The sequence below is a fragment of the Janthinobacterium sp. SUN137 genome, from assembly GCF_030587265.1.
GTDB lineage: Bacteria > Pseudomonadota > Gammaproteobacteria > Burkholderiales > Burkholderiaceae_D > Janthinobacterium > Janthinobacterium kumbetense.
This window is the reverse complement of record NZ_JAPWHZ010000001.1, coordinates 755,963-778,859: the sequence shown is the minus strand read 5'-3', so window position 1 is coordinate 778,859 and position 22,897 is coordinate 755,963. Positions and strand designations below refer to the sequence as shown.

General features: G+C 63.9%; 24 protein-coding genes. 21 read left to right on the top strand and 3 right to left on the bottom strand.

What is annotated here, in order from left to right:
- Positions 1 to 95 precede the first annotated feature (95 nt).
- The 9 genes from flhB to O3298_RS03565 all read left to right on the top strand — a co-directional run bounded on the left by flhB (position 96) and on the right by O3298_RS03565 (position 9,485).
- Positions 96 to 1,289, top strand: coding sequence for a flagellar biosynthesis protein FlhB (gene flhB / locus O3298_RS03605; protein ID WP_289916853.1), 1,194 nt, complete (start codon positions 96 to 98; stop codon positions 1,287 to 1,289).
- Entirely contained in the window at positions 1,286 to 3,382 is a 2,097-nt protein-coding gene (flhA, locus tag O3298_RS03600) for a flagellar biosynthesis protein FlhA (protein WP_289916852.1), read from the top strand. The genes flhB and flhA overlap by 4 nt, the downstream gene beginning before the upstream one ends.
- Positions 3,383 to 3,649: 267 nt before the next feature.
- Positions 3,650 to 4,978, top strand: a complete 1,329-nt coding sequence (flhF, locus tag O3298_RS03595) for a flagellar biosynthesis protein FlhF (RefSeq protein WP_305058532.1) — start codon at positions 3,650 to 3,652, stop codon at positions 4,976 to 4,978.
- Positions 4,971 to 5,834: an antiactivator of flagellar biosynthesis FleN protein gene (locus O3298_RS03590; protein ID WP_251350710.1), complete on the top strand. Its 864-nt coding sequence runs from the start codon at positions 4,971 to 4,973 to the stop codon at positions 5,832 to 5,834. The genes flhF and O3298_RS03590 overlap by 8 nt, the downstream gene beginning before the upstream one ends.
- Before the next feature lie 45 nt (positions 5,835 to 5,879).
- Positions 5,880 to 6,611, top strand: a complete 732-nt coding sequence (locus O3298_RS03585; protein WP_077407859.1) for an RNA polymerase sigma factor FliA — start codon at positions 5,880 to 5,882, stop codon at positions 6,609 to 6,611.
- Positions 6,593 to 7,339, top strand: a complete 747-nt coding sequence (locus O3298_RS03580) for a flagellar motor protein (protein WP_099666849.1) — start codon at positions 6,593 to 6,595, stop codon at positions 7,337 to 7,339. Before O3298_RS03585 ends, O3298_RS03580 begins: the two co-directional genes overlap by 19 nt.
- Positions 7,340 to 7,344: 5 nt before the next feature.
- On the top strand, positions 7,345 to 8,127 hold the full coding sequence (gene motD / locus O3298_RS03575) for a flagellar motor protein MotD (RefSeq protein ID WP_077409251.1): 783 nt from the start codon (positions 7,345 to 7,347) through the stop codon (positions 8,125 to 8,127).
- A 64-nt stretch (positions 8,128 to 8,191) separates the two neighbouring features.
- Positions 8,192 to 8,554 (top strand): translation initiation factor Sui1, encoded by a 363-nt coding sequence (locus O3298_RS03570; protein WP_251350711.1) that lies wholly within the window; start codon positions 8,192 to 8,194, stop codon positions 8,552 to 8,554.
- A gap of 73 nt (positions 8,555 to 8,627) precedes the next feature.
- Complete coding sequence (locus O3298_RS03565; protein WP_305058531.1) at positions 8,628 to 9,485, top strand: hypothetical protein; 858 nt, start codon at positions 8,628 to 8,630, stop codon at positions 9,483 to 9,485.
- A 49-nt stretch (positions 9,486 to 9,534) separates the two neighbouring features.
- On the opposite strand, the gene O3298_RS03560 is transcribed toward O3298_RS03565, so the two are convergent.
- From O3298_RS03560 to flgA, 3 genes are all read right to left on the bottom strand, one after another.
- Positions 9,535 to 10,002: a flagella synthesis protein FlgN gene (locus O3298_RS03560; RefSeq protein ID WP_099666853.1), complete on the bottom strand. Its 468-nt coding sequence runs from the start codon at positions 10,000 to 10,002 to the stop codon at positions 9,535 to 9,537.
- An 8-nt stretch (positions 10,003 to 10,010) separates the two neighbouring features.
- On the bottom strand, positions 10,011 to 10,319 hold the full coding sequence (gene flgM / locus O3298_RS03555) for a flagellar biosynthesis anti-sigma factor FlgM (protein ID WP_034787161.1): 309 nt from the start codon (positions 10,317 to 10,319) through the stop codon (positions 10,011 to 10,013).
- Between the two features lie 111 nt (positions 10,320 to 10,430).
- Positions 10,431 to 11,126 carry a flagellar basal body P-ring formation chaperone FlgA gene (gene flgA / locus O3298_RS03550; protein WP_099666854.1) on the bottom strand — a complete coding sequence of 232 codons (696 nt, stop codon included), beginning with the start codon at positions 11,124 to 11,126 and terminating at the stop codon, positions 10,431 to 10,433.
- A 191-nt stretch (positions 11,127 to 11,317) separates the two neighbouring features.
- On the opposite strand from flgA, the gene flgB reads away from it, so the two are divergent.
- The 12 genes from flgB (at position 11,318) to O3298_RS03490 (ending at position 22,858) form a co-directional block, all read left to right on the top strand.
- A complete protein-coding gene (gene flgB, locus O3298_RS03545) occupies positions 11,318 to 11,770 on the top strand; it encodes a flagellar basal body rod protein FlgB (protein ID WP_099666855.1) in 453 nt (150 codons plus the stop codon).
- A gap of 2 nt (positions 11,771 to 11,772) precedes the next feature.
- Positions 11,773 to 12,174, top strand: coding sequence for a flagellar basal body rod protein FlgC (gene flgC / locus O3298_RS03540; protein WP_071075845.1), 402 nt, complete (start codon positions 11,773 to 11,775; stop codon positions 12,172 to 12,174).
- Between the two features lie 15 nt (positions 12,175 to 12,189).
- Positions 12,190 to 12,885 (top strand): flagellar hook assembly protein FlgD, encoded by a 696-nt coding sequence (locus O3298_RS03535; RefSeq protein WP_099666856.1) that lies wholly within the window; start codon positions 12,190 to 12,192, stop codon positions 12,883 to 12,885.
- 53 nt (positions 12,886 to 12,938) lie between these two features.
- Positions 12,939 to 14,486, top strand: a complete 1,548-nt coding sequence (locus O3298_RS03530; protein ID WP_099666857.1) for a flagellar hook protein FlgE — start codon at positions 12,939 to 12,941, stop codon at positions 14,484 to 14,486.
- Between the two features lie 60 nt (positions 14,487 to 14,546).
- Entirely contained in the window at positions 14,547 to 15,290 is a 744-nt protein-coding gene (locus tag O3298_RS03525) for a flagellar basal body rod protein FlgF (protein WP_070253727.1), read from the top strand.
- Between the two features lie 72 nt (positions 15,291 to 15,362).
- Positions 15,363 to 16,145, top strand: coding sequence for a flagellar basal-body rod protein FlgG (flgG, locus tag O3298_RS03520; RefSeq protein ID WP_034754070.1), 783 nt, complete (start codon positions 15,363 to 15,365; stop codon positions 16,143 to 16,145).
- A 50-nt stretch (positions 16,146 to 16,195) separates the two neighbouring features.
- A complete protein-coding gene (locus tag O3298_RS03515; RefSeq protein ID WP_099377950.1) occupies positions 16,196 to 16,846 on the top strand; it encodes a flagellar basal body L-ring protein FlgH in 651 nt (216 codons plus the stop codon).
- Between the two features lie 2 nt (positions 16,847 to 16,848).
- Positions 16,849 to 17,964: a flagellar basal body P-ring protein FlgI gene (locus tag O3298_RS03510; protein WP_099666858.1), complete on the top strand. Its 1,116-nt coding sequence runs from the start codon at positions 16,849 to 16,851 to the stop codon at positions 17,962 to 17,964.
- A gap of 10 nt (positions 17,965 to 17,974) precedes the next feature.
- A complete protein-coding gene (flgJ, locus tag O3298_RS03505; RefSeq protein WP_289898654.1) occupies positions 17,975 to 18,901 on the top strand; it encodes a flagellar assembly peptidoglycan hydrolase FlgJ in 927 nt (308 codons plus the stop codon).
- Between the two features lie 88 nt (positions 18,902 to 18,989).
- The gene (flgK, locus tag O3298_RS03500; RefSeq protein WP_099666860.1) at positions 18,990 to 20,957 is read left to right on the top strand and encodes a flagellar hook-associated protein FlgK; all 1,968 of its coding nucleotides are present in this window, start codon (positions 18,990 to 18,992) and stop codon (positions 20,955 to 20,957) included.
- Positions 20,958 to 21,008: 51 nt separating this feature from the next.
- On the top strand, positions 21,009 to 22,250 hold the full coding sequence (gene flgL, locus O3298_RS03495; RefSeq protein ID WP_180278709.1) for a flagellar hook-associated protein FlgL: 1,242 nt from the start codon (positions 21,009 to 21,011) through the stop codon (positions 22,248 to 22,250).
- Positions 22,251 to 22,405: 155 nt separating this feature from the next.
- The gene (locus O3298_RS03490; RefSeq protein ID WP_369811453.1) at positions 22,406 to 22,858 is read left to right on the top strand and encodes a MarR family winged helix-turn-helix transcriptional regulator; all 453 of its coding nucleotides are present in this window, start codon (positions 22,406 to 22,408) and stop codon (positions 22,856 to 22,858) included.
- The last annotated feature ends 39 nt before the right edge of the window (positions 22,859 to 22,897 follow it).

Here is a 22,897-nt window from a genome sequence, read left to right as displayed (position 1 = left end):
TCCCTTGATGGCGTTGCGGTAATTGAACCGATAATGCCACATGCCCAGTCCGTATTGCGCCTAGCCAGGCTGCAGGACTTCACCGGAGTTGATTGATGTCGGAAGACAGCGACGCAGAAAAGACCGAAGCCGCGTCACCGAAGCGCCTCGAGCAGGCGCGTGAGGAAGGCGACGTTCCGCGATCGCGTGAAGTGGCAACGTTCACTGTGTTGATGGCGTCCGGCTGCTGCCTGTGGTTTGCTGGCGACGCCATCGTGCGGCGGTTGACGGCCGTCATGGTGTCCGGGCTGACCCTGGACCGGGAACAGATACTCAATCCCGACGCGATGATGTTGCGCATCGGCTACGACGTGGGTTCGGTCCTGCTGACGTGCCTGCCGTACGCGCTGGCCATCATGCTCGTCGCCCTGGCTTCGCCCGTGCTGGTGGGCGGCTGGCTGTTCAGTTCCAAGGCGTTTACACCCAATTTTGGCAAGCTCAACCCGATTCGCGGCCTGGGCAACATGTTTTCGAAGAATGCGCTGGTGGAATTGCTCAAGGCCATCGCCAAGACCCTCGTCGTGGGCGTCGTCGCCTGGATGGTGATGCAGCATCAAAAGGACGCCGTGCTGGGCTTGTCGGTGGAATCCCTGCGCGCCGGTTCGGCCCATCTGATCAGCCTCTTGATCACGGCTTTCCTGTTGATCGTCGGCGCGCTGGGCTTGATCGCCGCCATTGACGGTCCGTACCAGATGTGGCATTACGCCAACAAGATGAAAATGTCCTTGCAGGAAGTCAAGCAAGAGTCGAAGGAATCGGACGGTAATCCGCAGATCAAGGCGAAGATCCGCCAGATGCAGCATGAAATGTCGCGCCGCCGCATGATGGCCGACGTGCCGACGGCCGACGTGGTGGTGACCAACCCTACCCACTACGCGGTGGCCCTGAAGTATGGCGAGAATTCGCGCGGCGCGCCGCAGGTGGTGGCCAAGGGCGTCGACGAGGTGGCGGCGAAGATCCGCGAACTGGCCGGCGAACACAAGGTCGCCATCCTGGAAGCGCCGGCCCTGGCGCGCGCGCTGTACAAGCACACGGACATCGGCGACGAGATTCCCGAGGCGCTGTACGGCGCCGTGGCCGAAGTGCTGGCCTACGTGTTCCAGCTGCGCAGCTATGGCAAGGGCCAGGGCGAGCGTCCCGACAAGCCGAAGAAACTCGACGTGCCGCCCGAGCTCGACCCGCTCGACCCCGCGTCGCAGACCAAACCCGCGGCAGACGCGGCAGACAAGAATAAAGGAAGCACACCATGAACGGCCTGACCATGCCAGCCTGGCTCAGCGGATTGAAAGGCAGCGCCAGCAAGGGCGTCGCCGCGCCGATCATCATCATCATGCTGCTGGCGATGATGGTGCTGCCGTTGCCGGCCTTTATCCTCGACATCTTCTTCAGTTTTAATATCGCGCTGTCCATCATCGTGCTGCTGACGGCGCTGTACACGGTCAAGCCGCTCGACTTCATGGCGTTCCCGACCATCCTGCTCGTGTCGACCATGCTGCGCCTGTCGCTGAACGTGGCGTCCACGCGCGTGGTGTTGACGGAAGGCCATACGGGCGCCGACGCGGCCGGTAAGGTGATCGAGGCGTTCGGTCACTTCTTGATTGGCGGCAACTACACGGTCGGTATCGTCGTGTTTATCATTTTGACGATCATCAACTTTACCGTCGTGACCAAGGGTGCGGGCCGTATCGCCGAGGTGGGCGCCCGTTTCGCGCTGGACGCCATGCCTGGTAAACAGATGGCCATCGATGCCGACCTGAACGCCGGCCTGATCGGCGAAGACGAGGCGCGCCGCCGCCGCACGGAAGTGGCGCAGGAAGCGGAATTCTACGGCGCCATGGACGGCGCCAGCAAATACGTGCGCGGCGACGCCATCGCCGGCATCATGGTCACCGTCATCAATATCGTCGGCGGCTTGCTGGTGGGCTTGCTGCAGCACGACATGGGCTTTGCCGATGCGCTCAAGAACTACACCTTGCTGGCCATCGGTGACGGCCTGGTGGCGCAGATTCCTTCGCTGATCATTTCCACGGCGGCCGGTATCGTCGTCTCGCGCGTGGCCAGCGAACAGGACATCGGCACCCAACTGGTGGGGCAATTGTTTGCGAAACCGCAAGTGCTCTATATTACCGCCGGCATCATCGGCGGCATGGGCTTGATTCCCGGCATGCCGAACATGGTCTTCATCCTGCTGGCCTCGTTGCTGGCCGGCTCCGCCTATCTGATCAGCAAGAAGCGCACGCAGGAAAAGGCGGCGGCCGAAAAGCCGGCCGAAGTGCCGCAAGCAACCGTGGCGCCCGAGCAGGAAGAAGCCAGCTGGCAAGACATCATGCCCGTCGATACCCTGGGCCTGGAAGTGGGCTACCGTTTGATCCCCCTGGTCGACAAGACGCAGGGCGGCGAATTGCTCAAACGCATCAAGGGCATCCGCAAGAAATTTGCCCAGGAAGTGGGTTTCCTGGCGCCGCCCGTGCATATCCGCGACAACCTGGAATTGAAACCGTCCGCCTACCGCATCACCCTCAAGGGCGTGGAAGTGGGCGTGGGCGAAGCGTTCAACGGCCAGTTCCTGGCGATTAATCCCGGCATGGCCAGCGGCACCTTGCCCGGCCTGGCCACGAACGACCCCGCCTTCGGCCTGCCCGCCACCTGGATCGACGCCAGCCTGCGCGACCAGGCCCAATCGATGGGCTATACGGTGGTCGACGCGGGGACGGTGGTGGCCACGCACCTGAACCACCTGATCACCTCGCACGCTTCCGAGCTGCTGGGCCGCGCGGAAGTGCAATCGCTGCTCGACCACCTGGGCAAGGAGTCGCCGCGCCTGGTGGAAGACCTGGTGCCGAAGATGCTGTCCCTGTCGACCTTGCAAAAGGTGCTGCAGAACCTGCTGGCCGAGGGCGTGCACATCCGCGACATGCGCACCATCATCGAAACCCTGGCCGAGCATACGGTCAGCACGCAAGACCCGAACGACCTGACGGCGCTGGTGCGCGTGGCCCTGGGCCGCGCCATCGTGCAGCAACTGTTCCCCGGCTCGGCCGAACTGTCCGTGATGACCCTCGACAGCCGCCTGGAGCGGCTGCTGATGCAGGCGATGGGCAATGGCGGCGACGGCGCCGGCATCGAGCCGGGCCTGGCCGACACCATCGCGCACCAGGCGGGCCTGGCTGCCCAGCAACAGGAAGCGCTGGGCCTGACGCCCGTGCTGCTGGTGCCGGCACCGCTGCGCGCCTTGCTGTCGCGCTTCCTGCGCCGCGCCTTGCCGCAGCTCAAAGTGCTGTCGCATGCGGAAGTGCCGGAAACCAAGACCATCCGCGTCACGGCGCTGGTGGGGGCACAATAGTTGGCAGCATTAGTACCGGGGTCAGACCCGCCGGGTCTGACCCCAGCCCTTGTCTTTGGTCAAATAAACATCAATTTCCTCTCGGCAAACTGAATAACGGGTACTTTCCCGTCCTGTTCCTTCGATCATTTCCTGTAAGCATCGCTAATAATGGAAACTGTCCGGGTGATCTGTGTCCATGTGGAAGACAGCACTCAAGCAACAGGAGTCGACGATGGTCACACAGTTCAGCCAATATTGCGCCACCCCCGCCCTGGGAGGCCGGTCATGAATGTGAAGAAATTTACGGGCGCCTCGTCGCGCGATGCGCTGCGCAAGGTGCGCGAAGCGCTGGGCCCCGACGCCGTGATCCTGTCGAACCGCCAGGCCGATGGCGTGGTGGAAATCCTCGCGCTGGCCAATGACGATGCCGCTTCGCTGGCCTCGCCGCCGGCCGCGTCCGAAATGGCCCAGCCCCGTCCCCAGTTGCAGACCCAGTTCGCCACGTCGCAGCGTCCGGCCGCCCCGGCCCAGCGCCCGGCTGCGCCACGTCCTGCCGCGCCGCGCCAGGCTGCCTCCGAGCCAGTGGACATGGCCCGCATGCAGCAGATGATGGCCAGCGCGCTGGCGCACGTCAAGGAAAACGCCGCCGCCGAGATGAGCGGCATGATGAATGAAATCCGCGCCATGCGCGGCATGATGGAAACCCAGCTGGCGGAAATCTCGTGGGGGTCGACGCAGCAGCGCGAGCCGCAAAAAGCCGTCGTGCTGCGCGAAATGCTGGCGGCCGGCTTCTCGGCCAGCCTGGCGCGCTACCTGATCGACAAGCTGCCGGCCGGCCTCGACGGCGCGCAAAGCATGCGCTGGATCAAGACGGTCCTGAGTCGTAACCTGAATACTGTGGCCAATGAAGACGCCATGCTGGAGCAGGGCGGCGTGTTTGCCCTGGTGGGCCCGACCGGCGTCGGCAAGACCACCAGCACGGCCAAGCTGGCGGCCCGCTGCGTGATGCGCCACGGCCCGGAAAAGCTGGCCCTGATCACCACGGATGCCTACCGTATCGGCGCGCATGAACAGTTGCGCATCTACGGCAAGATCCTCGGCGTGATGGTGCATTCGGTGAAGGACGAGGCGGACTTGCGCATCGCCCTGAAAGAATTGAAGAACAAGCACACGGTGCTGATCGATACGGTGGGCGTGAGCCAGCGCGACCAGATGGTGACGGAACAGGTGGCCATGCTGTCGGGCGCCGGCGCCGACGTGAAGCGCCTGCTGTGCCTGAACTCCACGGCCACGCAGGAAACGTTGAACGAAGTGGTGCGCGCGTATCAGGGCAGCGGCCTGGCCGGCTGCATCATGACCAAGCTCGATGAAGCGGCCTCGATCGGCAATGTGCTCGACGTGGTGATCCGCCAGAAGCTGAACCTGTTTTATGTGTCGAACGGCCAGCGCGTGCCGGAAGACCTGTACCTGGCCGACCGCGGCTACCTGATCGACCGTGCCTTCAAGCTCAAGCGTGATGCGGCGGCGACGCAGTTTTCCGACGCCGAACTGCCGCTCCTGATGGCGCAGGCGGCTGCCCGCAACAATGAAGCGCGCGGGGTGCACCTTGGCTAATTTCGATTTCGACCAGGCCGAAGGCTTGCGCCGCATGCTGGCCGGCCCGCAGCCGCGCGTCATGACGTTCCTCTCGGCCACGCCGCAGGACGACAAGGGCGCCATGCTGGTCAACCTGGGCGCGTCGCTCGTCTACGGCGGCAATGACGTGCTGCTGCTCGACGCCAGCGGCGGCAGCGATGGCGTGGCATCGCGCCTGGGACTGGCGCACGGCGCCAGCCTGCGCGACGTGGCGCGCCAGCAGTGCGGCTTGAACCAGGTCATCCACCAGGTGCCGCAAGGTTTCGGCGTGGCCAGCCTCGGCGCGCGCAACCATTTGATGGACAGCATGGATTATGCGGGCGAGGATGAACTGCGCCGCCTGGGCAAGACGTTCGACGTGCTGGCGCGCCAGAGCGGCATCGTGCTGGTCGACGGCGTCGTGGCGGACGAGGGCGCGTGCTTCCCCGTGCCGCTGATGGCGTCGTCGGATATCGTCGTGCAAGTCTCGACCAGCGCCACCTCGATCAAGGCGGCGTACTGCCTGATCAAGCGCCTGAGCCAGGAACTGGGACGCCGTCCGTTCGGCATTCTCGTCACCGGCGCTTCCGAATCCGAAGCAAAAGTGGTATACGATAATATGGCGCAGGCGGCGAGCCGCTACCTGGCCGTGAAGCTGACTTCGATGGGTTCCGTGCCTGCCGACGAGTATCTGCACCGCGCGGCGCGGCTGGGCCGCAGCGTGGTCGATGCGTTTCCGCTGGCGGGAGCGTCGGTGGCGTTTCGCGGACTGGCCGAGCGGCTGGCCCGTTCGGCGGCGCCGGTGCTTGGCGGCACCTTGTACCAGACGGGGAGCCCGCACCAGTTCAGCGCCTGAATCGAACCGCAGCACCAGATAAGATGAGAAAACAATAAGCAGCCTATGTACACGGTCAAAGGGAAATCGAACAAGGACTATTTGCTGACGGAGCATATTCCGCTGGTGAAGCGTCTGGCGCACCATATGAAGGCGAAATTGCCGCCTTCGGTCGAGGTCGATGACCTGATCCAGGCCGGCATGATCGGCCTGCTCGATGCCATTACGCGCTATGAAGAGACGCATGGCGCGCAGTTCGAGACGTATGCCGTGCTGCGCATCCGCGGCGCCATGCTCGACGAATTGCGCACCAGCGACTGGCTGCCGCGCAGCATGCGCCAGAACATGCGCAAGATCGAAGAGGCGATGAGCACCCTGCAGCAGCGCCTCGGCCATCCGCCGACCGAGTCGGAAGTGGCGAAGCTGCTGAAAATGTCGCTGGCCGACTACCAGGAAATGCTGGGCGACGGCGGCGGCCACCAGCTCGTGTACTACGAAGACTTTCATGACCCGGACGGCAATGACAGCTTCCTCGACCGCCACTGCGTGGACGAGGACAGCGACCCCTTGCGTTCCCTGCTCGATACCGATTTCCGGCAATCCGTGATCGATGCCATCGACGCGCTGCCGCCACGCGAGAAAATACTCATGGGCCTGTATTACGAAGAAGAGCTGAACCTGAAGGAGATCGGCGCGGTGATGGGCGTATCCGAATCGCGCGTCTCGCAGCTGCATACCCAGGCCGTCGCGCGCCTGCGCGCAACCTTGAGGGAGCTGGCGTGGACTGGTCCAGCGTAATCGGGCTGGCGCTGGCGCTGGCGGGCCTGCTGGTCGGCCAGGCACTGGAAGGCGGCAAGATGGCCTCCCTGCTGCAGCCGGCCGCCTTTGCCATCGTCATCGTCGGCACCTTCGGCGCCGTGCTGCTGCAGACGCGGCTGCGCACTTTTGTCCGCGGCCTGGAAATGCTGCGCTGGGTCTTCCTGCCGCCGTCCGACACGCGCGCCGCGCTGGCGCGCGACATCGGGCAATGGAGCCTGACGGCGCGCCGCGACGGCCCGCTGGCGCTCGAACGCCTGATGGAAAACACGGCCGACCGCTTCAACGCCAAGGGTTTGCGCATGATCGTCGACGGCATCGCGCCCGACAAGCTGCGCCAGCTGCTCGACGTGGAAATCTCCGCCTACGAAATGGCCGAGCGCCAGGCCGTCAAGGTGTGGGAATCGGCGGCCGGCTATTCGCCCACCATCGGCATCCTGGGCGCCGTGCTGGGCCTGATCCACGTGATGGAAAACCTCACCGACCCCAGCAAGCTGGGCGGCGGCATCGCCGTGGCGTTCGTCTCGACCATCTATGGCGTGGGCCTGGCCAATCTGCTGTTCCTGCCGGTGGCCAATAAACTCAAGGCCATCGTCTCGCGCCGCGTGGTGCAATATGAAATCACGGCCGCCGTGCTGTACGACATCGCCACGGGCGACCACACGCGCATCATCGAAGAGCGCGTGTCCAGCCTCTTGCACGAGCATTGACCATGATGCGGCGCGCGCGCAGGAAGTATGACGAGGAACCGGACAACCAGGACCGCTGGCTGATCTCGTACGCCGACTTCATCACCCTGCTGTTCGCCTTCTTCGTCGTCATGTATGCGATTTCGCAAGTCAACGAAGGCAAATACCGCGTCTTCCAGAACGCCATCGGCCAGGCCTTCAGCCTGGAAAAGGGCGCGCCGCCCATCATCATGGAAGCGCCGCAGGCGATCCCGTTGCCGAACCCCGCCCTGAAACGCCGCACGGAAGCCATCCGCCGCGAGCGCGAACACATGACGCGCCTGGCGCAGGACCTGACGTCGACCCTGGCGCCGCTGGTCAAGGAAGGCAAGGTGCGGGTCACGCAGACGAGCCGCGGCGTGAGCGTGGAAATCAATGCCAGCGTGCTGTTCGATCCGGGTGCGGCGGGCTTGACGGCCGAATCGGACCAGGCCTTGCGCGCCGTGGCCGTGCTGCTCAAGGACGACACGCACGACGTGCAGGTGGAAGGGCATACGGATGTGCAGCCGATCAGTAATTCGACCTTTGCCTCGAACTGGGAATTGTCGGCTGCGCGCGCCAGCGCCGTGGTGCGCCTGTTCATCGCCAGCGGCGTCAAGGCGTCGCGCCTGACGGCCGTCGGCCACGCGGACAATATCCCCGTGGCGCCGAACGCCACGCCGGAAGGGCGCGCGCGCAACCGCCGGGTCGCCGTGACGATTTTGTCGGGCATCCCCGAAACGGTGACGGAAGTGCCGACGGCGCCCGTGGCGCCTGCGCCGGCCAATTGACGCTCGTCAACTGCGGGCTGCCGCTTGGTACAATCGCGCTTTCTTCCTCTTTTATCGTTTCCTCATGAAAAGCAGCTCCCTGGGCGGTCTCGTCTATTCCACTGAAACGGGCCGCATGTGTCCCGCCTGCCGCCAGCCGCTGGCGCAGTGCGCGTGCAAGGCGCAAGCGAAGGCTGCGCCTGCGGGCGATGGCGTGGTGCGCGTCTCGCGCCAGACCAAGGGTCGTGGCGGCAAGAGCGTCACCGTGGTCAAGGGCTTGCCGCTGGACGCCGTCGCGCTGGCCCTGCTGGGCAAGCAGTTGCGCACGCAGTGCGGCTCGGGCGGCACCGTCAAGGATGGCGTGATCGAAGTGCAGGGCGACCATGTCGACGCCATCCTGGCCGCGCTGGTCAAGCTGGGCCACCAGCCGAAAAAGGCCGGCGGCTGAGCGTGCGGAGGCGTGCGGCCCGCTGCCGCGCGCCTGTGGTAACGTGCATTTCCCATCCACGCGCTTCCTCACCATGAACGTCAAATTCACCGGCATGGCCATCGCCGCCGCCATCGCGGCAGCGCTGGCGCTCGTGTACTGGCCCGCACCCGAGAGCGGCGCGCCGGACGCTGCCGCCGCCTCCGCCGCTGGCGCGCCAGCGGGACGCAGCCTGGAATCGTATCTGAATATCGATGCCAGCCCGGTCGCCGATGCCGCGCCGATGCCCGTCACCCTGGCGCAGCAGCTCGCGCGCCTGACGGCCAGCGGCAAGCCGGAAGACGCGTATGCGGCCTACAATCTGCTCGACGACTGCATTTCATTTGAGAAAGAAAGGCGCTTGCCGGGGCTGGAATTCGAGCTGGGGCGCGAGATGACGGCGCAGGAAAAAGCCGCCCAGCAGCAGCTGTGCGCGGGCCTGACGCAGCGCCAGCGCGAGGAGCGCCTCGGCTACCTGGCGACTGCCGCCAGGGCGGGCGTGCCCGGCGCGGCGACTATCTTCCTGTCGGAAGGGCCGTTCGGCGACCGCAGCGCGCTGCGCAACCGTCCCGACGATCCGCTGGTGCAGGCGTGGAAGCGGCAAGCGATTGCCCAGCTGACGGCGCAGGCGGACGAGGCGGAGCTGACCAGCGTGTCGACTCTGATGATGGCGTATCTGCGCGATGGCGAGGTGGTGCAGAAAGATGCGCCGCGAGCGTATGGCTACCTGCTGGCGCTGCGCCAGGTCTACGACGACATCCTCGCGCCCGGCGTCACCAATCCCTACCAGGATGAGTACTGGCACTGGCTGCAGGCGGAACTGACGCCGGAGCAGCAGGTGGCGGCCAGCGCCAGGGCGCAAGCCATCGTGGCGAAATACCGCCAGCATGCGGGGCGTGCCGCGCACGGTTGAAGGGCAAGGCGGCTGCGCCTTGCCGGCGGATTGCTGTTAACTAGGGGAATCAGCCGATGACGACGCGCCGGCTGGCCGTGTTCGTCGTCGGTTGGCCGCTGGGACCGTAGAAATTGCCGCTCTGGGCCGGGGGGCGCATGGCGTTCAGGGCGCCTTGCGTGTGCAGCATGTGCTTGTTGACGAGCAGGCTGTTCAGGCGGTTTTGCTCCTTGGCTTCGCGCGTCGTCTCGAGCAGGGCTTTCCACAGGGGCGCCGCGTCGGCTTCATTGGCGCCGACCAGCCAGTCTTCCATGCCCGCTTCGGCCGCCGTGAAACCGGCTGCCGCCAGCGCCTGGTGGCGTTGCGCCGCCAGCTGGCTCAATTGTCCTACCAGTGCCGTCTTGCGCGCCGTGAGTTCCGTGATTGCATCGATGTCAGCCGCAACCAGATGCCGCTGTTCTTCTTTCATCAATGCCAGCAATGTGGTCATGAGCTGTTGCTCGTCGCGCAGGCTGGAAAACGGAGTCACTGATTGCATGAGGGAACCTATCTATTTCGTGAGTGCAGCAAGTCCTTGACCGTGTCGAGGAGACCGTCCGCCACTTTTTCTGAGTTGACCTGGAACTGGCCGTCGGCGATCGCGAGCTTGATGCGTTCGACTTTCTTCGTGTCGAACACGGCGCCGCTGCCGGCAGTTGCACTGGCCGCTAATGCCTGTCCTTGCGGCGACAGGCGTACATTGTCCGACGTTGTCGGTGTTGCCTGGGCTTTCTCGGCATTCCGGGCGCCGGAAGTACTCGCGGGCGCCACCGGCAGGCCGGGATTGCTTTTAATGGTGTTATCGGTAATTTTCACAGCGTGATCCTCGTCTGGTCGAAGTCAAAAAACTCCGGGATATGTGTCATTATCGGCACCTTTTGCCGAAACTTTAGTGCGCCAGACCACAATATCGCTGTCCATCCGTGTTTAAAACGCCACCTCCACCAGGCCGCCAGCCCGCGCCACGCCGCTGATCTGCTGGCCGCTCTGCGTGCGCACCTGCACCGTCTGGCCATCGCCGGCGCTGCCGATGGCGCGTCCTTCTGATGCCACCTGGAAACCGTTGCCACTCGAAACGACGCGCACCAGCTGGCCTTGCATCACCACCGGTTTGCGGCGCAGGGTGTCGAGGCGCATCGGCGTGCCTGGCGGCAAGGAAATATTTGTGCTGGCGCCCACGACCTGGGCCATGTCGGTGGCGATGCCTGCCGGCAATGCGGCCAGGTCGCCCTGCATCGTCACCAGCTGGCTGGCGTCGATGGCTTGCCCTTGCGCCAGCGGCACGGCGCTGGCCACGTAGTCGCCGACGACGGCCACGTTCGCTTGTAAGTAAATGGTCCAGCTGGAGGGCGCCGTGCAGCGCACGCCGACGGTGGTCTTGCCCCAGGCGCGCGCGCCCGGCGCCATGAACGCTTGCGGCGCGGGGCAGGCAGCCAGGTTCAGGCGCGGATCGACGGCGCCGACGGTGACAGTCACCTTGCCGGGCAAGCCGTTGCTTTGCACTTGCAGGAATTGTTCCACGCTGTTGCGCAGCGCTTCCGGCGTTTGCCGGCCGGCGTTTTGCGCCTGCGCCAGCAGTGGCAGGGCGGCAAAAGCAAAGAAGAAAGCGAGCGGTGTTTTCATGGTGATAGGCCTCTGGAATAGTGCCATGATAGTGCGCGCCGCCCCGATCGAAGCGCCGATTAAGGGGTAAAAGTACGGTCTGATCCGGCGATGGTCTTGCTGGTGGGCACCTTACTATGTTTCCTGTCATCACTAATCCGCCATCCTTCCGCCATCTCGGGCGCCAGTGGCAGATCTTTCCGGAGCCTGACATGATAGGGAAACTCGACGATTACATGCGCTTCAACGAGACGGCGCTGAGCCTGCGCTCGACGCGCCAGGAATTGCTCGCCTCGAATATCGCCAATGCCGACACGCCCAACTACAAGGCGCGCGACGTCGATTTCGCCGCCGCGCTGAAGGGGGCGATGGCGCGCAAGGATGGCGTGCCGCCGGCCCTGAAGGGCACGGCACCGCAGCATATGCCGGGCAAGGGCGTGGCCGCAGCTGCGGGCGCACCCGGTGGCGGCAAGGTCGAGACCCTGGCCGACGGCACGCCGCTGCTGTACCGCGCGCCGGCCCAGGGCGCCGTCGACGGCAATACGGTGGACATGGATCTCGAACGCAACGCGTTTGCAGACAATGCCATCCGCTACGAGGCGGCCGTGACGTTCCTCAATTCGCAGATCAAGGGCATGCTGACGGCCATCCAGGGAGGACAATAATCATGTCGCTATTTAATATCTTCAATGTTTCCGGTTCGGCCATGAGCGCCCAGGCGCAGCGCCTGAACACGGTGGCCAGCAACCTGGCCAATGCCGACAGCGCCACCAGCGCCACGGGCGAAGCCTACCGCGCCAAGCAGGTGGTGTTCGAAGCCGTGCCCATGGCCAACGGCGCCACGGCCGTCAAGGTGCAGAAGGTGATCGAGGATCCGTCGCCGATGAAGCTGGTCTACGACCCGAAGAACCCGCTGGCCGACGAGAAGGGCTACGTCACCATGCCCAACGTGAATACGGTCGACGAAATGGTCAACATGCTGTCGGCTTCGCGCTCGTACCAGACCAACGTGGAAACCATGAACGCGGCCAAGTCGCTGCTCCTGAAAACCCTCACCCTCGGCCAGTAAGGCTGACTGATCATTATGGCAATCATCGATACGAACACCTCCAAAGTCACCGACCTGATGGCGACGATGAATCCGAAGAAGACGACGGCCGAGGCAGGCAGTGTCGAAGCGGAAACGAACAAATTCCTCACCCTGCTGGTTACCCAGCTGAAAAACCAGGACCCGATGAATCCGCTGGACAATGCACAGCTGACCAGCCAGCTGGCCCAGCTGTCGACGGTGACGGGAGTCAACAAGCTCAATACCACCGTGGAAAGTTTGAAAGCCAGCTACCAGCAAGCCGAATCGATGCAGGCGGCCAACATCATCGGCCATGGCGTCTTGACGGCGGGCAAGGACATCAACTTGAGCAAGAGCGCCGCGCTGCTGGGCGTGGACCTGGCCACGGCCGCCGACAAGGTCAAGGTCGTCATCTACAAGGATGGCAAGGAAGTCCATTCCATCGACCTGGGCGCCCAGCCTGCGGGCACCTTGCCGCTGGGCTGGAACGGTTCCACCGCCGACCTCGACAAGGATGGCAAGCCGGTCGTGCTGGCCGACGGCGCCTACACCTTCGCCGTGGAAGCGACGCGCGGCGGCACCAAGCTCAAGGATGCAACGGCGCTGATGTTCGGTTCGGTCGCCAGCGTGTCGACGGGCGCCAATGGCGTGAAATTGAATGTGCCGGGCGTGGGCAGCATCACCATGGCCGACGTGAAACAGATTCTGTAAGCCGCTTCCCCTTAGCGTGACCCTCTACCCCTAATTTCTACCAGGAGAACACAATGTCTTTCCAACAAGGCCTGAGCGGCTTGAATGGCGCCGCCAAATCGCTGGACGTCATCGGCAACAACATCGCCAACTCGTCGACCGTGGGTTTCAAGCAGTCGCAGGCCCAGTTCGCCGACATTTATGCCAACTCGCTGTATGGCGTGGGCGGCAACCAGGCGGGGATCGGCGTGTCGGTCTCGCAAATCGCCCAGCAATTTAACCAGGGTAACCTGGAAACGTCGCAAAATCCCCTCGATATCGCCATCAATGGCGGCGGTTTCTTCCGTACCAGCGTCAACGGCGCCATCCAGTATTCGCGCAATGGCCAGTTCCAGGTCGACAAGAGCGGTTTCATCGTCAACGCCCAGCTGGCGCAGCTGACCGGCTATCCGGCCGACGTCAACGGCAAGATCGTCGCCGGCGCCGTCGTGCCCCTGCAGATCGACCAGTCGGACATGAAGCCCCAGGCAACGACCAAGGTCGACACGCAAGTCAACCTCAATTCGAACACGGCCATGCCGACCACGGTGCCGTTCAAGTCGACGGACGACACCTCCTACCACAAGCAGTTCCCCGTCGAAGTCTTCGATTCGCTGGGCAATTCCCACAACATGGCGAATTTCTATGTCAAGACGGGCACCAACACCTGGGATGTCTACTCGGCCATTGACGGCACGGAAGTGACCAGCATGAAGGTCGCGGCCGCCCTGCAGACGGACCCAGCCTCGCTGGCCGCGCGCGCCGCCTACCAGGCCGCCGCCACGGCCGTGCCGCTGGTGCCGGCCAACGTGACGGCCGCCGCCGTCGCCTATGGCAATGCGGTCGGTGCCGCCGTCTCGGCCGCCGCCGCCGCCGCGGGCGCCACGCCGGCGCAACTGGCCGCCATCGCCGCCACCTACGGCAGCGCAGTGCCGAACGGCGTCAACTCGAGCCGCACGCCCGACCAGATCGACGAGGCCATCCGCAACGTGACCGTGGTGCCGGCCGTCAAGACCGGTTCCCTGGTCTTCAACACGGTCGGCAGCCTGGACCGGGCCGCCATGCTGGCCCTGACGCCGCCGCAAACCTTGCCCGTCACCGTCAACCTGCCGATCTTCCCGGCCACGGGCGCGAATGCGACCCTGTCGGTCCAGGTCGATTTCACCAGGTCGACCCAGCTGGGCACCACCACGGCGGAAAAGAAAACGGAAGCGGACGGCTACAAGGCGGGCCAGTTGAGCCAATTCATCGTCGGTGACGACGGCGTCATCCAGGGCCAGTACAACAATGGCAAGACGCGCGCCCTGGGCCAAGTGGTGTTGAGCAACTTTACCAACCCGAACGGCCTGGAACCGCTGGGCAACAACGCCTGGGTGGAAAGCTCGGCCTCGGGCAAGCCCATCACGGGCGAGCCGAAGACTGGCACCCTGGGCAACTTGCGCGCCTCGGCCGTGGAAGTGTCGAACGTCGACCTGACGGCGGAGCTGGTCAACATGATCACGGCCCAGCGCGCCTACCAGGCGAATGCGCAGACCATCAAGACGCAGGATTCCGTCTTGCAGACCCTCGTCAACCTGCGTTAAGAGTAAGGGGAGCGGTTCTTTCGGACTGCTCCCGGCTTTCGTTTTGCACGGAGAAAACACATGGACCGTCTCATCTACACCGCCGGCTCGGGCGCCAAGCACATCCTCGACAAGCAGGCGACCACGGCGAACAACTTGGCGAACGCCACCAGCACGGGTTTCCGTGCCCAGCTCGACTCGTTCCGCGCCGTGCCCGTGGTGGCCGACGGCATGATGCCGACGCGCGCCTTCGTCGTCGATTCGACGGTCGGTTCCGATTTCACGCAAGGACCCATGCAGCACACGGGCCGCGCGCTCGACGTGGCCGTGGAAAACGGCGGCTGGATCGCGGTGCAGTCGGCCGACGGTTCCGAAGCCTACACGCGCAACGGCGCCCTGAAACTGAATGAAAACGGCATGCTGCAAACGCAGGGCGGGCTGATGGTGCAGGGCGATACGGGCCCCATGGCGATTCCGCCCGGCGTGACGGTGGCCATCGCCAGCGACGGCACGGTGGGCACGATTTCCACGGACGTGCCGCCCGGCCCCTCGACGGTGCTGGGTCGCATCAAGCTGGTCAACCCGCCCGAGCAGCAACTGGTGCGCGGCGACGACGGCCTGTTTCGCCTGAAGGATGGCACGGTGGCGCAGGCCGACCAGGCCGTCAAGCTGACCACCGGTGCGCTGGAAGGCAGCAATGTCAGTCCCGTCGACTCGATGGTCAGCATGATCGCCCTGGCGCGCCAGTTCGAAACGCAAATGAGCTTGTTGAAGAATGCCGAGAATAACGCGGCGAAAGCCACCCAGATCCTCGCTTTGAATTGATGGGGGCCACCGCATAATGGTCGCATAGAAATAGTCTACAGGGCTGGTTAGCGCTGTTATTGGAGAAATATCATGATTCGTTCCCTTTGGATTGCCAAGACCGGCCTGGAAGCGCAGCAAACGCAGATGGACGTGATCGCCAATAACCTGGCCAACGTCAGCACCACCGGCTTCAAGAAGTCGCGCGCCGTGTTCGAGGACTTGCTGTATCAAAATGTGCGCCAGCCGGGCGCGCAATCGTCGCAGCAGACCCAGCTGCCATCGGGCTTGCAGATCGGCACGGGCGTACGCACCGTGGCGACCGAACGCATCCATACGCAGGGCAATCCCCAGGCCTCGGGCAATTCGCGCGACGTGATGGTCAACGGCACCGGTTTCTTCCAGGTGCTGATGCCGGACGGCGCCACCGCCTACACGCGCGACGGTTCGTTCCAGACGGACGCCAACGGCCAGCTCGTCACCTCGGAAGGCTTCGTCATCCAGCCCGCCATCACCGTGCCGACCAATGCGCTGAGCCTGACCGTGGCGCGCGACGGCACCGTGTCCGTCACCTTGCCCGACACTGTTGCGCCATCGCAAATCGGCTCGTTGCAACTGACCACTTTCGTCAACCCCGCCGGCCTGGAATCGAAGGGCGAAAACCTGTACATGGAAACGGGCGCCTCCGGCGTGGCGCAAACCAACACCCCGGGCACGAACGGCGCCGGCGTGCTGATGCAGGGCTATATCGAGACGTCGAACGTCAACGTGGCAGAGGAAATGGTCAACATGATCCAGACGCAGCGCGCCTACGAGATCAACAGCAAGGCCATCACCACATCCGATCAAATGCTGCAGAAATTGTCGCAACTTTAATTTTCATAGTCGTCATGCCATCCGCCGCCGGATGGCAGCGGAGGTTCGCCATGCAATACCCCATCATCGCTTTGTTCTCTGCAGTCCTGCTGTCCGGCTGCGCCATCACGCCTACGTCCATCGTGCAATATCCCACCACCACGCGCGCGCCGATGCCGGAACCCGTGGTCGTCAACAACGGTTCCATCTACCAGCCGTCGACCTACCGTCCCGCCTTCGAAGACCGCCGCGCGCGCCACGTGGGCGACACCATGACGATCGCCATCACCGAGCGCACGAATGCCGTCAAGGCGGGCGCCAGTTCCGGCAACAAGTCCGGCAGCGTGGGCTTTTCCACGCCCGGCTTCGCCCAGGGCCGTTTCGGCGGCACCGTGGCGGCGAATGGCGCGACGAAATTTGCCGATGGCGACAACCAGTCCGCCAGCAACACGTTTTCCGGCACCATCGGCGTGACGGTGATCGAGGTATTGCCAAACGGAAACTTGATCGTCGCCGGCGAAAAACAGATCGCCATGAACAAGGGCACGGAATTCATCCGCTTCTCGGGCATGGTCAATCCGGATACCATCGGCACGGGCAATGTCGTGCCCTCGACCCAGGTGGCCGAAGCGCGCGTCGAATACCGCACCAACAGCCAGATCGACCGCGCCGAAATGGCGTCGATGGCGTCGCGCTTCTTCCTCAGCCTGTTGCCGTTCTGATCATGGCAACGTCGACCTTTCCCCGCTTTCTCGCCATTTTCGGCTTGGCCATCTCCCTGCTGGCGCCCGTGGCGCAAGCCGAGCGCATCAAGGACCTGGCCAGCATCGCCGGCGTGCGCCAGAATCAGCTGATGGGCTATGGCCTCGTCGTCGGCCTCGACGGCAGCGGCGACCAGACCACGCAAACCCCGTTCACCATCCAGAGCGTGGCGGCGATGCTGCAGCAGCAGGGCATCAACTTGCCGCAAGGCACTAGTTTGCAGCTGAAAAACGTGGCCGCCGTGATGGTGACGACGGCCTTGCCCGCGTTTGCCCAGCCGGGCCAGTTGCTCGACGTGACGGTGTCGTCGATGGGCAATGCGAAAAGCTTGCGCGGCGGCACTTTATTAATGACGCCCCTGAAGGGCGCCGATGGCCAGGTGTACGGCATGGCGCAAGGCAACGTGCTGGTGGGCGGCGTGGGCGCGCAGGCGGCCGGCAGCTCCGTCGTCATCAATCACCTGAGCGTGGGCCGCATCTCGGGCGGCGCGACCGTCGAGCGCACCGTGCCTTCGGCGCTGGGCGCCAACAACACCATCCGCCTGGAATTGAACGCCACCGATTTCGCCACCGCCAGCCGCGTGGTCGACGCCATCAACAGCCGCTACGGCGCCGGCACGGCCGCCGCGCTCGACGGCCGCGTGATCCAGGTGCAGTCGCCGAGCGGCAGCGACCAGCGCGTGTCCTTTTTGGGCCAGCTGGAAAGCATCGAAGTCAACCCGGCCCGCCTGGCGGCCAAGGTCATTATGAATGCGCGCACCGGTTCCGTCGTGATGAACCAGTCCGTGACCCTGGAAACGTGCGCCATTTCGCACGGCAACCTGTCCGTCACCATCAATGTCGAGCCGCAAGTGAGCCAGCCGGCGCCCTTGTCGGGCGGGCGCACGGTGGTCACGCAGACGGCGCAGATCGATATCAAGAAGGAACCGGGCAAGGTCATGCTGGTCAAGGGCGGCGCCTCGCTGTCCGACGTGGTCAAGGCCCTCAACGCCATCGGCGCTTCGCCGCAAGACTTGCTGGCCATCCTGCAGGCGATGAAGGCGGCCGGTTCGCTGCGCGCTGAACTTGAAATCATTTGATGGACACGCCATGATCAGTCAAACCGACCTCAGCAATACCGCCGCCTATGACGTGAAAGGCATGGATGGCTTGCGCCAGTCCGCCAAGGCGAAGGACCCCGCCGCCCTGAAAGAGGCGGCCACGCAATTCGAAGCCATGTTCATCAACATGATGATGAAAAGCATGCGCGAAGCCACGCCGCAGGACGGCATCATGGATAGCCAGCAAAGCAAGATGTACACCTCGATGCTGGACCAGCAGACGAGCCAGAACCTGGCCAAGCGGGGCACGGGCCTGGCGGACGTGCTGATCCGCCAATTGTCGTCGTCGAACCAGGCGCTGGCCGCCGATGGCGCCGAAGCGCCGTCGCCCCGTTCCTCGAGCATGGCGCAGGCGCTGGCCGCCTTCCGCCAGCAGCAGGGCGCCCTCGCCGAGGGGGCCGGCAGCGCCGCCGCCAGCGGCAAGACTCTGAGCGACAAGGCCAACGCCACGCAGGCGCCGCACGTGCGCGCCTTCCAGGAAAAGCTGGGCGTGCATGCGGAAGAAGCCAGCCGCGCCACGGGCATCCCGGCCAAGTTCATGCTGGGCCAGGCGGCGCTGGAAACGGGCTGGGGCAAGCGCGAAATCATCAGCCGCGACGGCAGCAGCAGCCACAACCTGTTCGGCATCAAGGCTTCCAGCGACTGGAAGGGCAAGGTCACGGAAGCCGTCACCACGGAATACGTGAATGGCAAGGCGCAGCGCAAGGTGGAAAAATTCCGCGCCTATGACAGCTATGCCGACAGCTTCAAGGATTATGCGCAGTTGATTACCAACAACAAACGCTACGAAAAAGTCCTGGCCAGCGCGGGCGACGCCAGCACCTTCGCCCAGGGATTGCAGAAAGCCGGTTATGCGACGGACCCGAATTACGCTGCCAAATTGACAAAAATCATTAAAAATTCTCTGGTCGGCTGACGCCCCGCCTTGCCCCCGTGCAAGCCGCGCGCTTCAAGTTTTCGCCGCGGCTGCCGTAAATACTTTTGACGGTAACCAATAAGACACCATGACTTCGAATCTACTCAGCATCGGTAAGAGCGGTTTGCTTGCAGCGCAGGTGGGCCTGTCGACGACCGGGCATAACATCACCAATGCCAACGTGGACGGTTACAACCGCCAGGTGGTGCTGCAGCAGACGGCGCAGTTCAACAATGCCGGTTATGGCTTTGTTGGCAATGGTACCGAGGTATCGCAAGTCAAGCGCCAGTACGACGGTTTCATGGCGGCCCAGGTGAATGCCGCGCAGTCGGCCACCAGTTCGCTCGACGCGTATTACACGCAGATCACCCAGATCGACAATATGCTGGCGGACCCGACGGCCGGGCTGTCGCCGGCGATGGCCGATTTCTTCAAGGGCGTGCAGGATTTCAGCTCGAATCCCTCGTCCGTCTCGTCGCGCCAGGCATTGTTGTCGAGCGCAAACTCGCTGACGGCCCGTTTCCAGGGCCTCAGCGCGCGCCTGACGGAGATCGGCGACGGCGTCAATTCGCAGATCACGTCGAACGTCAAGGTGATCAATTCCTACGCCAAGCAGATCGCGGAACTGAATACCTCGATTACCAACCTGACCGTGAATGAAAGCAATCAGCCCAACGATTTGCTGGACCAGCGCGACCAGTTGATCACGGAACTGAACAAATACGTCAAGGCAACTGTTCAGCCTGGCGCCGGCAACTCGATTACCGTTTCGATCGGCTCGGGCCAGCCGCTGGTGGTGGGCGACAAGAACTTTGAACTGGCCACCACACCGTCGCCGACGGACCCGAACCGCCTGGACATCGGCTATGTGACGGGCTCGAGCGTCAGCAAACTGTCGGAAAGCTCCCTCAGCGGCGGCGCGCTGGGCGGCTTGCTGGAATTCCGCAGCGGCAGCCTGGACCGCATCCAGAATTCGCTGGGCAAGGTCGCCATCGCACTGGCGTCCACCTTCAATGAGCAGCACAAGCTGGGCCAGGACTTGAATGGCGACATGGGGACCGACTTCTTCAAGTTGCCCGATCCCGTCATCGGCGCCGACTACCGCAACAATGCGACCAGCACGACCGTTCTGTCGGCCAAGGTCAGCGATCCGACCAAGCTGACGGCCAGCGATTATGCCGTCAAGTATGACGGCTCCAATTATGTGGTGACGCGCCAGAGCGACGGCGCGAAAACGACCATCAACCCGTATCCGCAAACCGTGCCGCAAACCATCGACGGCGTGGATTTCTCGATCTCGGGCGCGGCCGCCGAAGGCGACAACTTCATGGTCAGGCCGACGGCGCACGGCGCTTCCGACCTGGCCGTGGCGATTACCGACCGCAACAAACTGGCCGCCGGCGCGCCCATCGTCACGGCTGCGCCCGTCAGCAACACGGGTAGCGGCAAGCTGGGCGCAGGTAGCGTGGACAAGGCGTATTTGACGCCAGGCAACGCCTTGACGGGCCCCGTCACCTTGACGTATGACAAGGCGACCACTTCGCTGTCGGGTTTCCCCGCGGGCCAGGCCGTGACGGTGAAAGGCTTGAACGGTGCCACCACCACGTATCCGGCCGGCACGGCGAACATCCCGTACACGGAAGGCGACAGCTTCAGCTTTGGCGGCATCAACGTCAACATGACGGGGGCGCCCGCGCAGGGCGATAAATTCACCATCGGGCCGAACTCGGGCGGCGTGGGCGACAACCGCAATGCCTCGCTGCTGGCGGGCTTGCAGACGAAAAACATTCTCGACGGCGGCAAGGCCACGTTCCAGGGTTCGTACGCGGAAACCGTCAGTTTTGTCGGCAACAAGACGCGCGAAGTACAGGTCAGCGGCTTGGCCAGTCTTGCGTTGTTGCAACAAACCAGCACGCAGCAGCAAGCCGTCTCCGGCGTCAACCTCGATGAAGAGGCGGCCAATCTGCTGCGCTACCAGCAAGCCTACCAGGCTTGCGGCAAGGTCATGCAGATCGCCAGCACCCTGTTCGACGTGGTCATCGGCCTCGGACGTTAATTATTCAAGCGGCGGCGCCTGGCGTCCGCCGCCATCAGGAAGGGCAGCATCATGCGCATCAGTACCAAAATGATCTATGACGCGGGCAGCACGCAGCTGAACAACCTGCAGGGCGCGTTGAACCGTAGCCAGATGCAGCTGTCGGCGAACCGCCGCAACCTGACGCCGGCCGACGACCCGATCGCCTCGGCGCGCGCGCTGGAAGTGACGCAGTCGCAAACGATCAACACGCAATTCGTGACGAACCGCTCGAACGCCAAGAATTTCCTCTCGCAGGAAGAGCTGGCCCTGGCCAGCACCACCTCGCTGCTCGCCGACGTGCAGGAACTGGTGCTCAAAGCCGGTAATCCGGCCTTGAAGGATGTCGACCGCCAGAGCCTGGCCACGGAACTGCAGGGCCGTTTGACGGACCTGCTGGGCATCGCCAACACGTCCGACAACGCGGGCGGCTACCTGTTCGGCGGCTACAAGTCGACGACGCAACCGTTCAGCCAGACGCCGGGCGGCGCCACCTACGCAGGTGACCAGGGGCAGCGCGAACTGCAAGTGGGCTCGGCCCGCTACCTGGCCACCAGCGATTCGGGCGCGGCCGTGTTCGAGAATAATTTGACGGGCAACGGCAAGTTCACCACGGCGGCCGATCCGGGCAACTTCACGCGCGGCGGCGCCGGCATCATTTCCGGCGGCACCGTCACCGATCCCACCAAGTTGACGGGGCACAAGTACTCGATCGATTTCCAGGTGACGGGCACGGGCACCGCCGCCGTCACGACCTATACCGTGACGGACGTGACCCTGGGCCAGACCATCCCGAATCCGGCCGTGCCGGTGGCCTACAAGTCGGGCGATGCCATCAACTTTGACGGCCAGCAAGTCAATGTCGCGGGCAAGCCGGCCGACCTGGACAAATTCACCCTGGAGCCCAGCAGCAAGGAATCGATCTTTAGCACGATTACCAACCTGATCGGTGTGCTGGGCCAGCCGGCCTCGGGCGACGCGGGACAGGCGCGCCTGACGGCCGGTCTGAACGCGGCGCACGACATCCTCGATACGGCTTACGACAACGTGCTGTCGGTGCGCGCGGAAGTCGGTTCGCGCCTGAAGGAACTCGACACGCTCGACAGCGCCGGCGACGACCTCGACCTGCAATATGCGAGCACCCTGTCGGGCTTGCAGGACCTGGACATGGTGAAGGCGATTTCCCTGTTCAGCCAGCAACAGATCACCCTGCAGGCGGCGCAGAAGTCGTTTACCTCGATCTCGGGCCTGTCGCTGTTCAATTACATCAGCTAAGCGGCCCGCATCGGATAACCGGCAAGCCGGGGCAGGGAGGACATCTCCCGCCCCGGCTTTTTTACGTCCGCAAGATGGCCGTTCTGGCAAGATATACAGGCAAACTGTGCAGTCTACCTGCATATCTGCTATAGTGGAGGCCGTTGATCCACTACATGACTGCCATGACCACCCCGCAAGAAGACCACGAACAAGTTCTGCAACTGGCCGGCGAATTGCGCATCCTGGTCGGCAAGCTGCGCCGCCGCCTGCGCGAAGAGGCGCACCTGGGGGATGTCAGCATGTCGCAGGCATCCGTGCTCAGCCGTCTCGAACGCGACGGCCCGGCCACGGCCAGCAGCCTGGCGCGCGCCGAAGGCATGCGGCCCCAGTCGATGGCCGCCACCGTGCTGGCGCTGACCGAGGCGCGGATGGTGACGGGGTCGCCCGATCCGCTGGATGGCCGGCAAACCATCTTGACCCTGACGGACAGCTGCCGCGTCTGGATCGCAGCCAGCCGTGCCGCGCGCGAAGACTGGCTGGCGCGCACCATTGAAACCCGGCTCACGCCGGACGAAGTCACCGAACTGAACCATGCGGTGGCATTACTCAAACGCTTGGCGGAGTGATCCGCTGAATTTTCCACCACGACCCCGGCAAGGAGCCCG

What these genes read in the sequence shown, in the direction of transcription:
- flhB (WP_289916853.1), top strand. Translation starts at nt 96, where the DNA reads ATGTCGGAAGACAGCGACGCAGAAAAGACCGAAGCCGCGTCACCGAAG.
- flhA (WP_289916852.1), top strand. Translation starts at nt 1,286, where the DNA reads ATGAACGGCCTGACCATGCCAGCCTGGCTCAGCGGATTGAAAGGCAGC.
- flhF (WP_305058532.1), top strand. Translation starts at nt 3,650, where the DNA reads ATGAATGTGAAGAAATTTACGGGCGCCTCGTCGCGCGATGCGCTGCGC.
- O3298_RS03585 (WP_077407859.1), top strand. Translation starts at nt 5,880, where the DNA reads ATGTACACGGTCAAAGGGAAATCGAACAAGGACTATTTGCTGACGGAG.
- motD (WP_077409251.1), top strand. Translation starts at nt 7,345, where the DNA reads ATGCGGCGCGCGCGCAGGAAGTATGACGAGGAACCGGACAACCAGGAC.
- O3298_RS03570 (WP_251350711.1), top strand. Translation starts at nt 8,192, where the DNA reads ATGAAAAGCAGCTCCCTGGGCGGTCTCGTCTATTCCACTGAAACGGGC.
- O3298_RS03565 (WP_305058531.1), top strand. Translation starts at nt 8,628, where the DNA reads ATGAACGTCAAATTCACCGGCATGGCCATCGCCGCCGCCATCGCGGCA.
- O3298_RS03560 (WP_099666853.1), bottom strand. Translation starts at nt 10,002, where the DNA reads ATGCAATCAGTGACTCCGTTTTCCAGCCTGCGCGACGAGCAACAGCTC.
- flgA (WP_099666854.1), bottom strand. Translation starts at nt 11,126, where the DNA reads ATGAAAACACCGCTCGCTTTCTTCTTTGCTTTTGCCGCCCTGCCACTG.
- flgB (WP_099666855.1), top strand. Translation starts at nt 11,318, where the DNA reads ATGATAGGGAAACTCGACGATTACATGCGCTTCAACGAGACGGCGCTG.
- flgC (WP_071075845.1), top strand. Translation starts at nt 11,773, where the DNA reads ATGTCGCTATTTAATATCTTCAATGTTTCCGGTTCGGCCATGAGCGCC.
- O3298_RS03535 (WP_099666856.1), top strand. Translation starts at nt 12,190, where the DNA reads ATGGCAATCATCGATACGAACACCTCCAAAGTCACCGACCTGATGGCG.
- O3298_RS03530 (WP_099666857.1), top strand. Translation starts at nt 12,939, where the DNA reads ATGTCTTTCCAACAAGGCCTGAGCGGCTTGAATGGCGCCGCCAAATCG.
- O3298_RS03525 (WP_070253727.1), top strand. Translation starts at nt 14,547, where the DNA reads ATGGACCGTCTCATCTACACCGCCGGCTCGGGCGCCAAGCACATCCTC.
- flgG (WP_034754070.1), top strand. Translation starts at nt 15,363, where the DNA reads ATGATTCGTTCCCTTTGGATTGCCAAGACCGGCCTGGAAGCGCAGCAA.
- O3298_RS03515 (WP_099377950.1), top strand. Translation starts at nt 16,196, where the DNA reads ATGCAATACCCCATCATCGCTTTGTTCTCTGCAGTCCTGCTGTCCGGC.
- O3298_RS03510 (WP_099666858.1), top strand. Translation starts at nt 16,849, where the DNA reads ATGGCAACGTCGACCTTTCCCCGCTTTCTCGCCATTTTCGGCTTGGCC.
- flgJ (WP_289898654.1), top strand. Translation starts at nt 17,975, where the DNA reads ATGATCAGTCAAACCGACCTCAGCAATACCGCCGCCTATGACGTGAAA.
- flgK (WP_099666860.1), top strand. Translation starts at nt 18,990, where the DNA reads ATGACTTCGAATCTACTCAGCATCGGTAAGAGCGGTTTGCTTGCAGCG.
- flgL (WP_180278709.1), top strand. Translation starts at nt 21,009, where the DNA reads ATGCGCATCAGTACCAAAATGATCTATGACGCGGGCAGCACGCAGCTG.
- O3298_RS03490 (WP_369811453.1), top strand. Translation starts at nt 22,406, where the DNA reads ATGACTGCCATGACCACCCCGCAAGAAGACCACGAACAAGTTCTGCAA.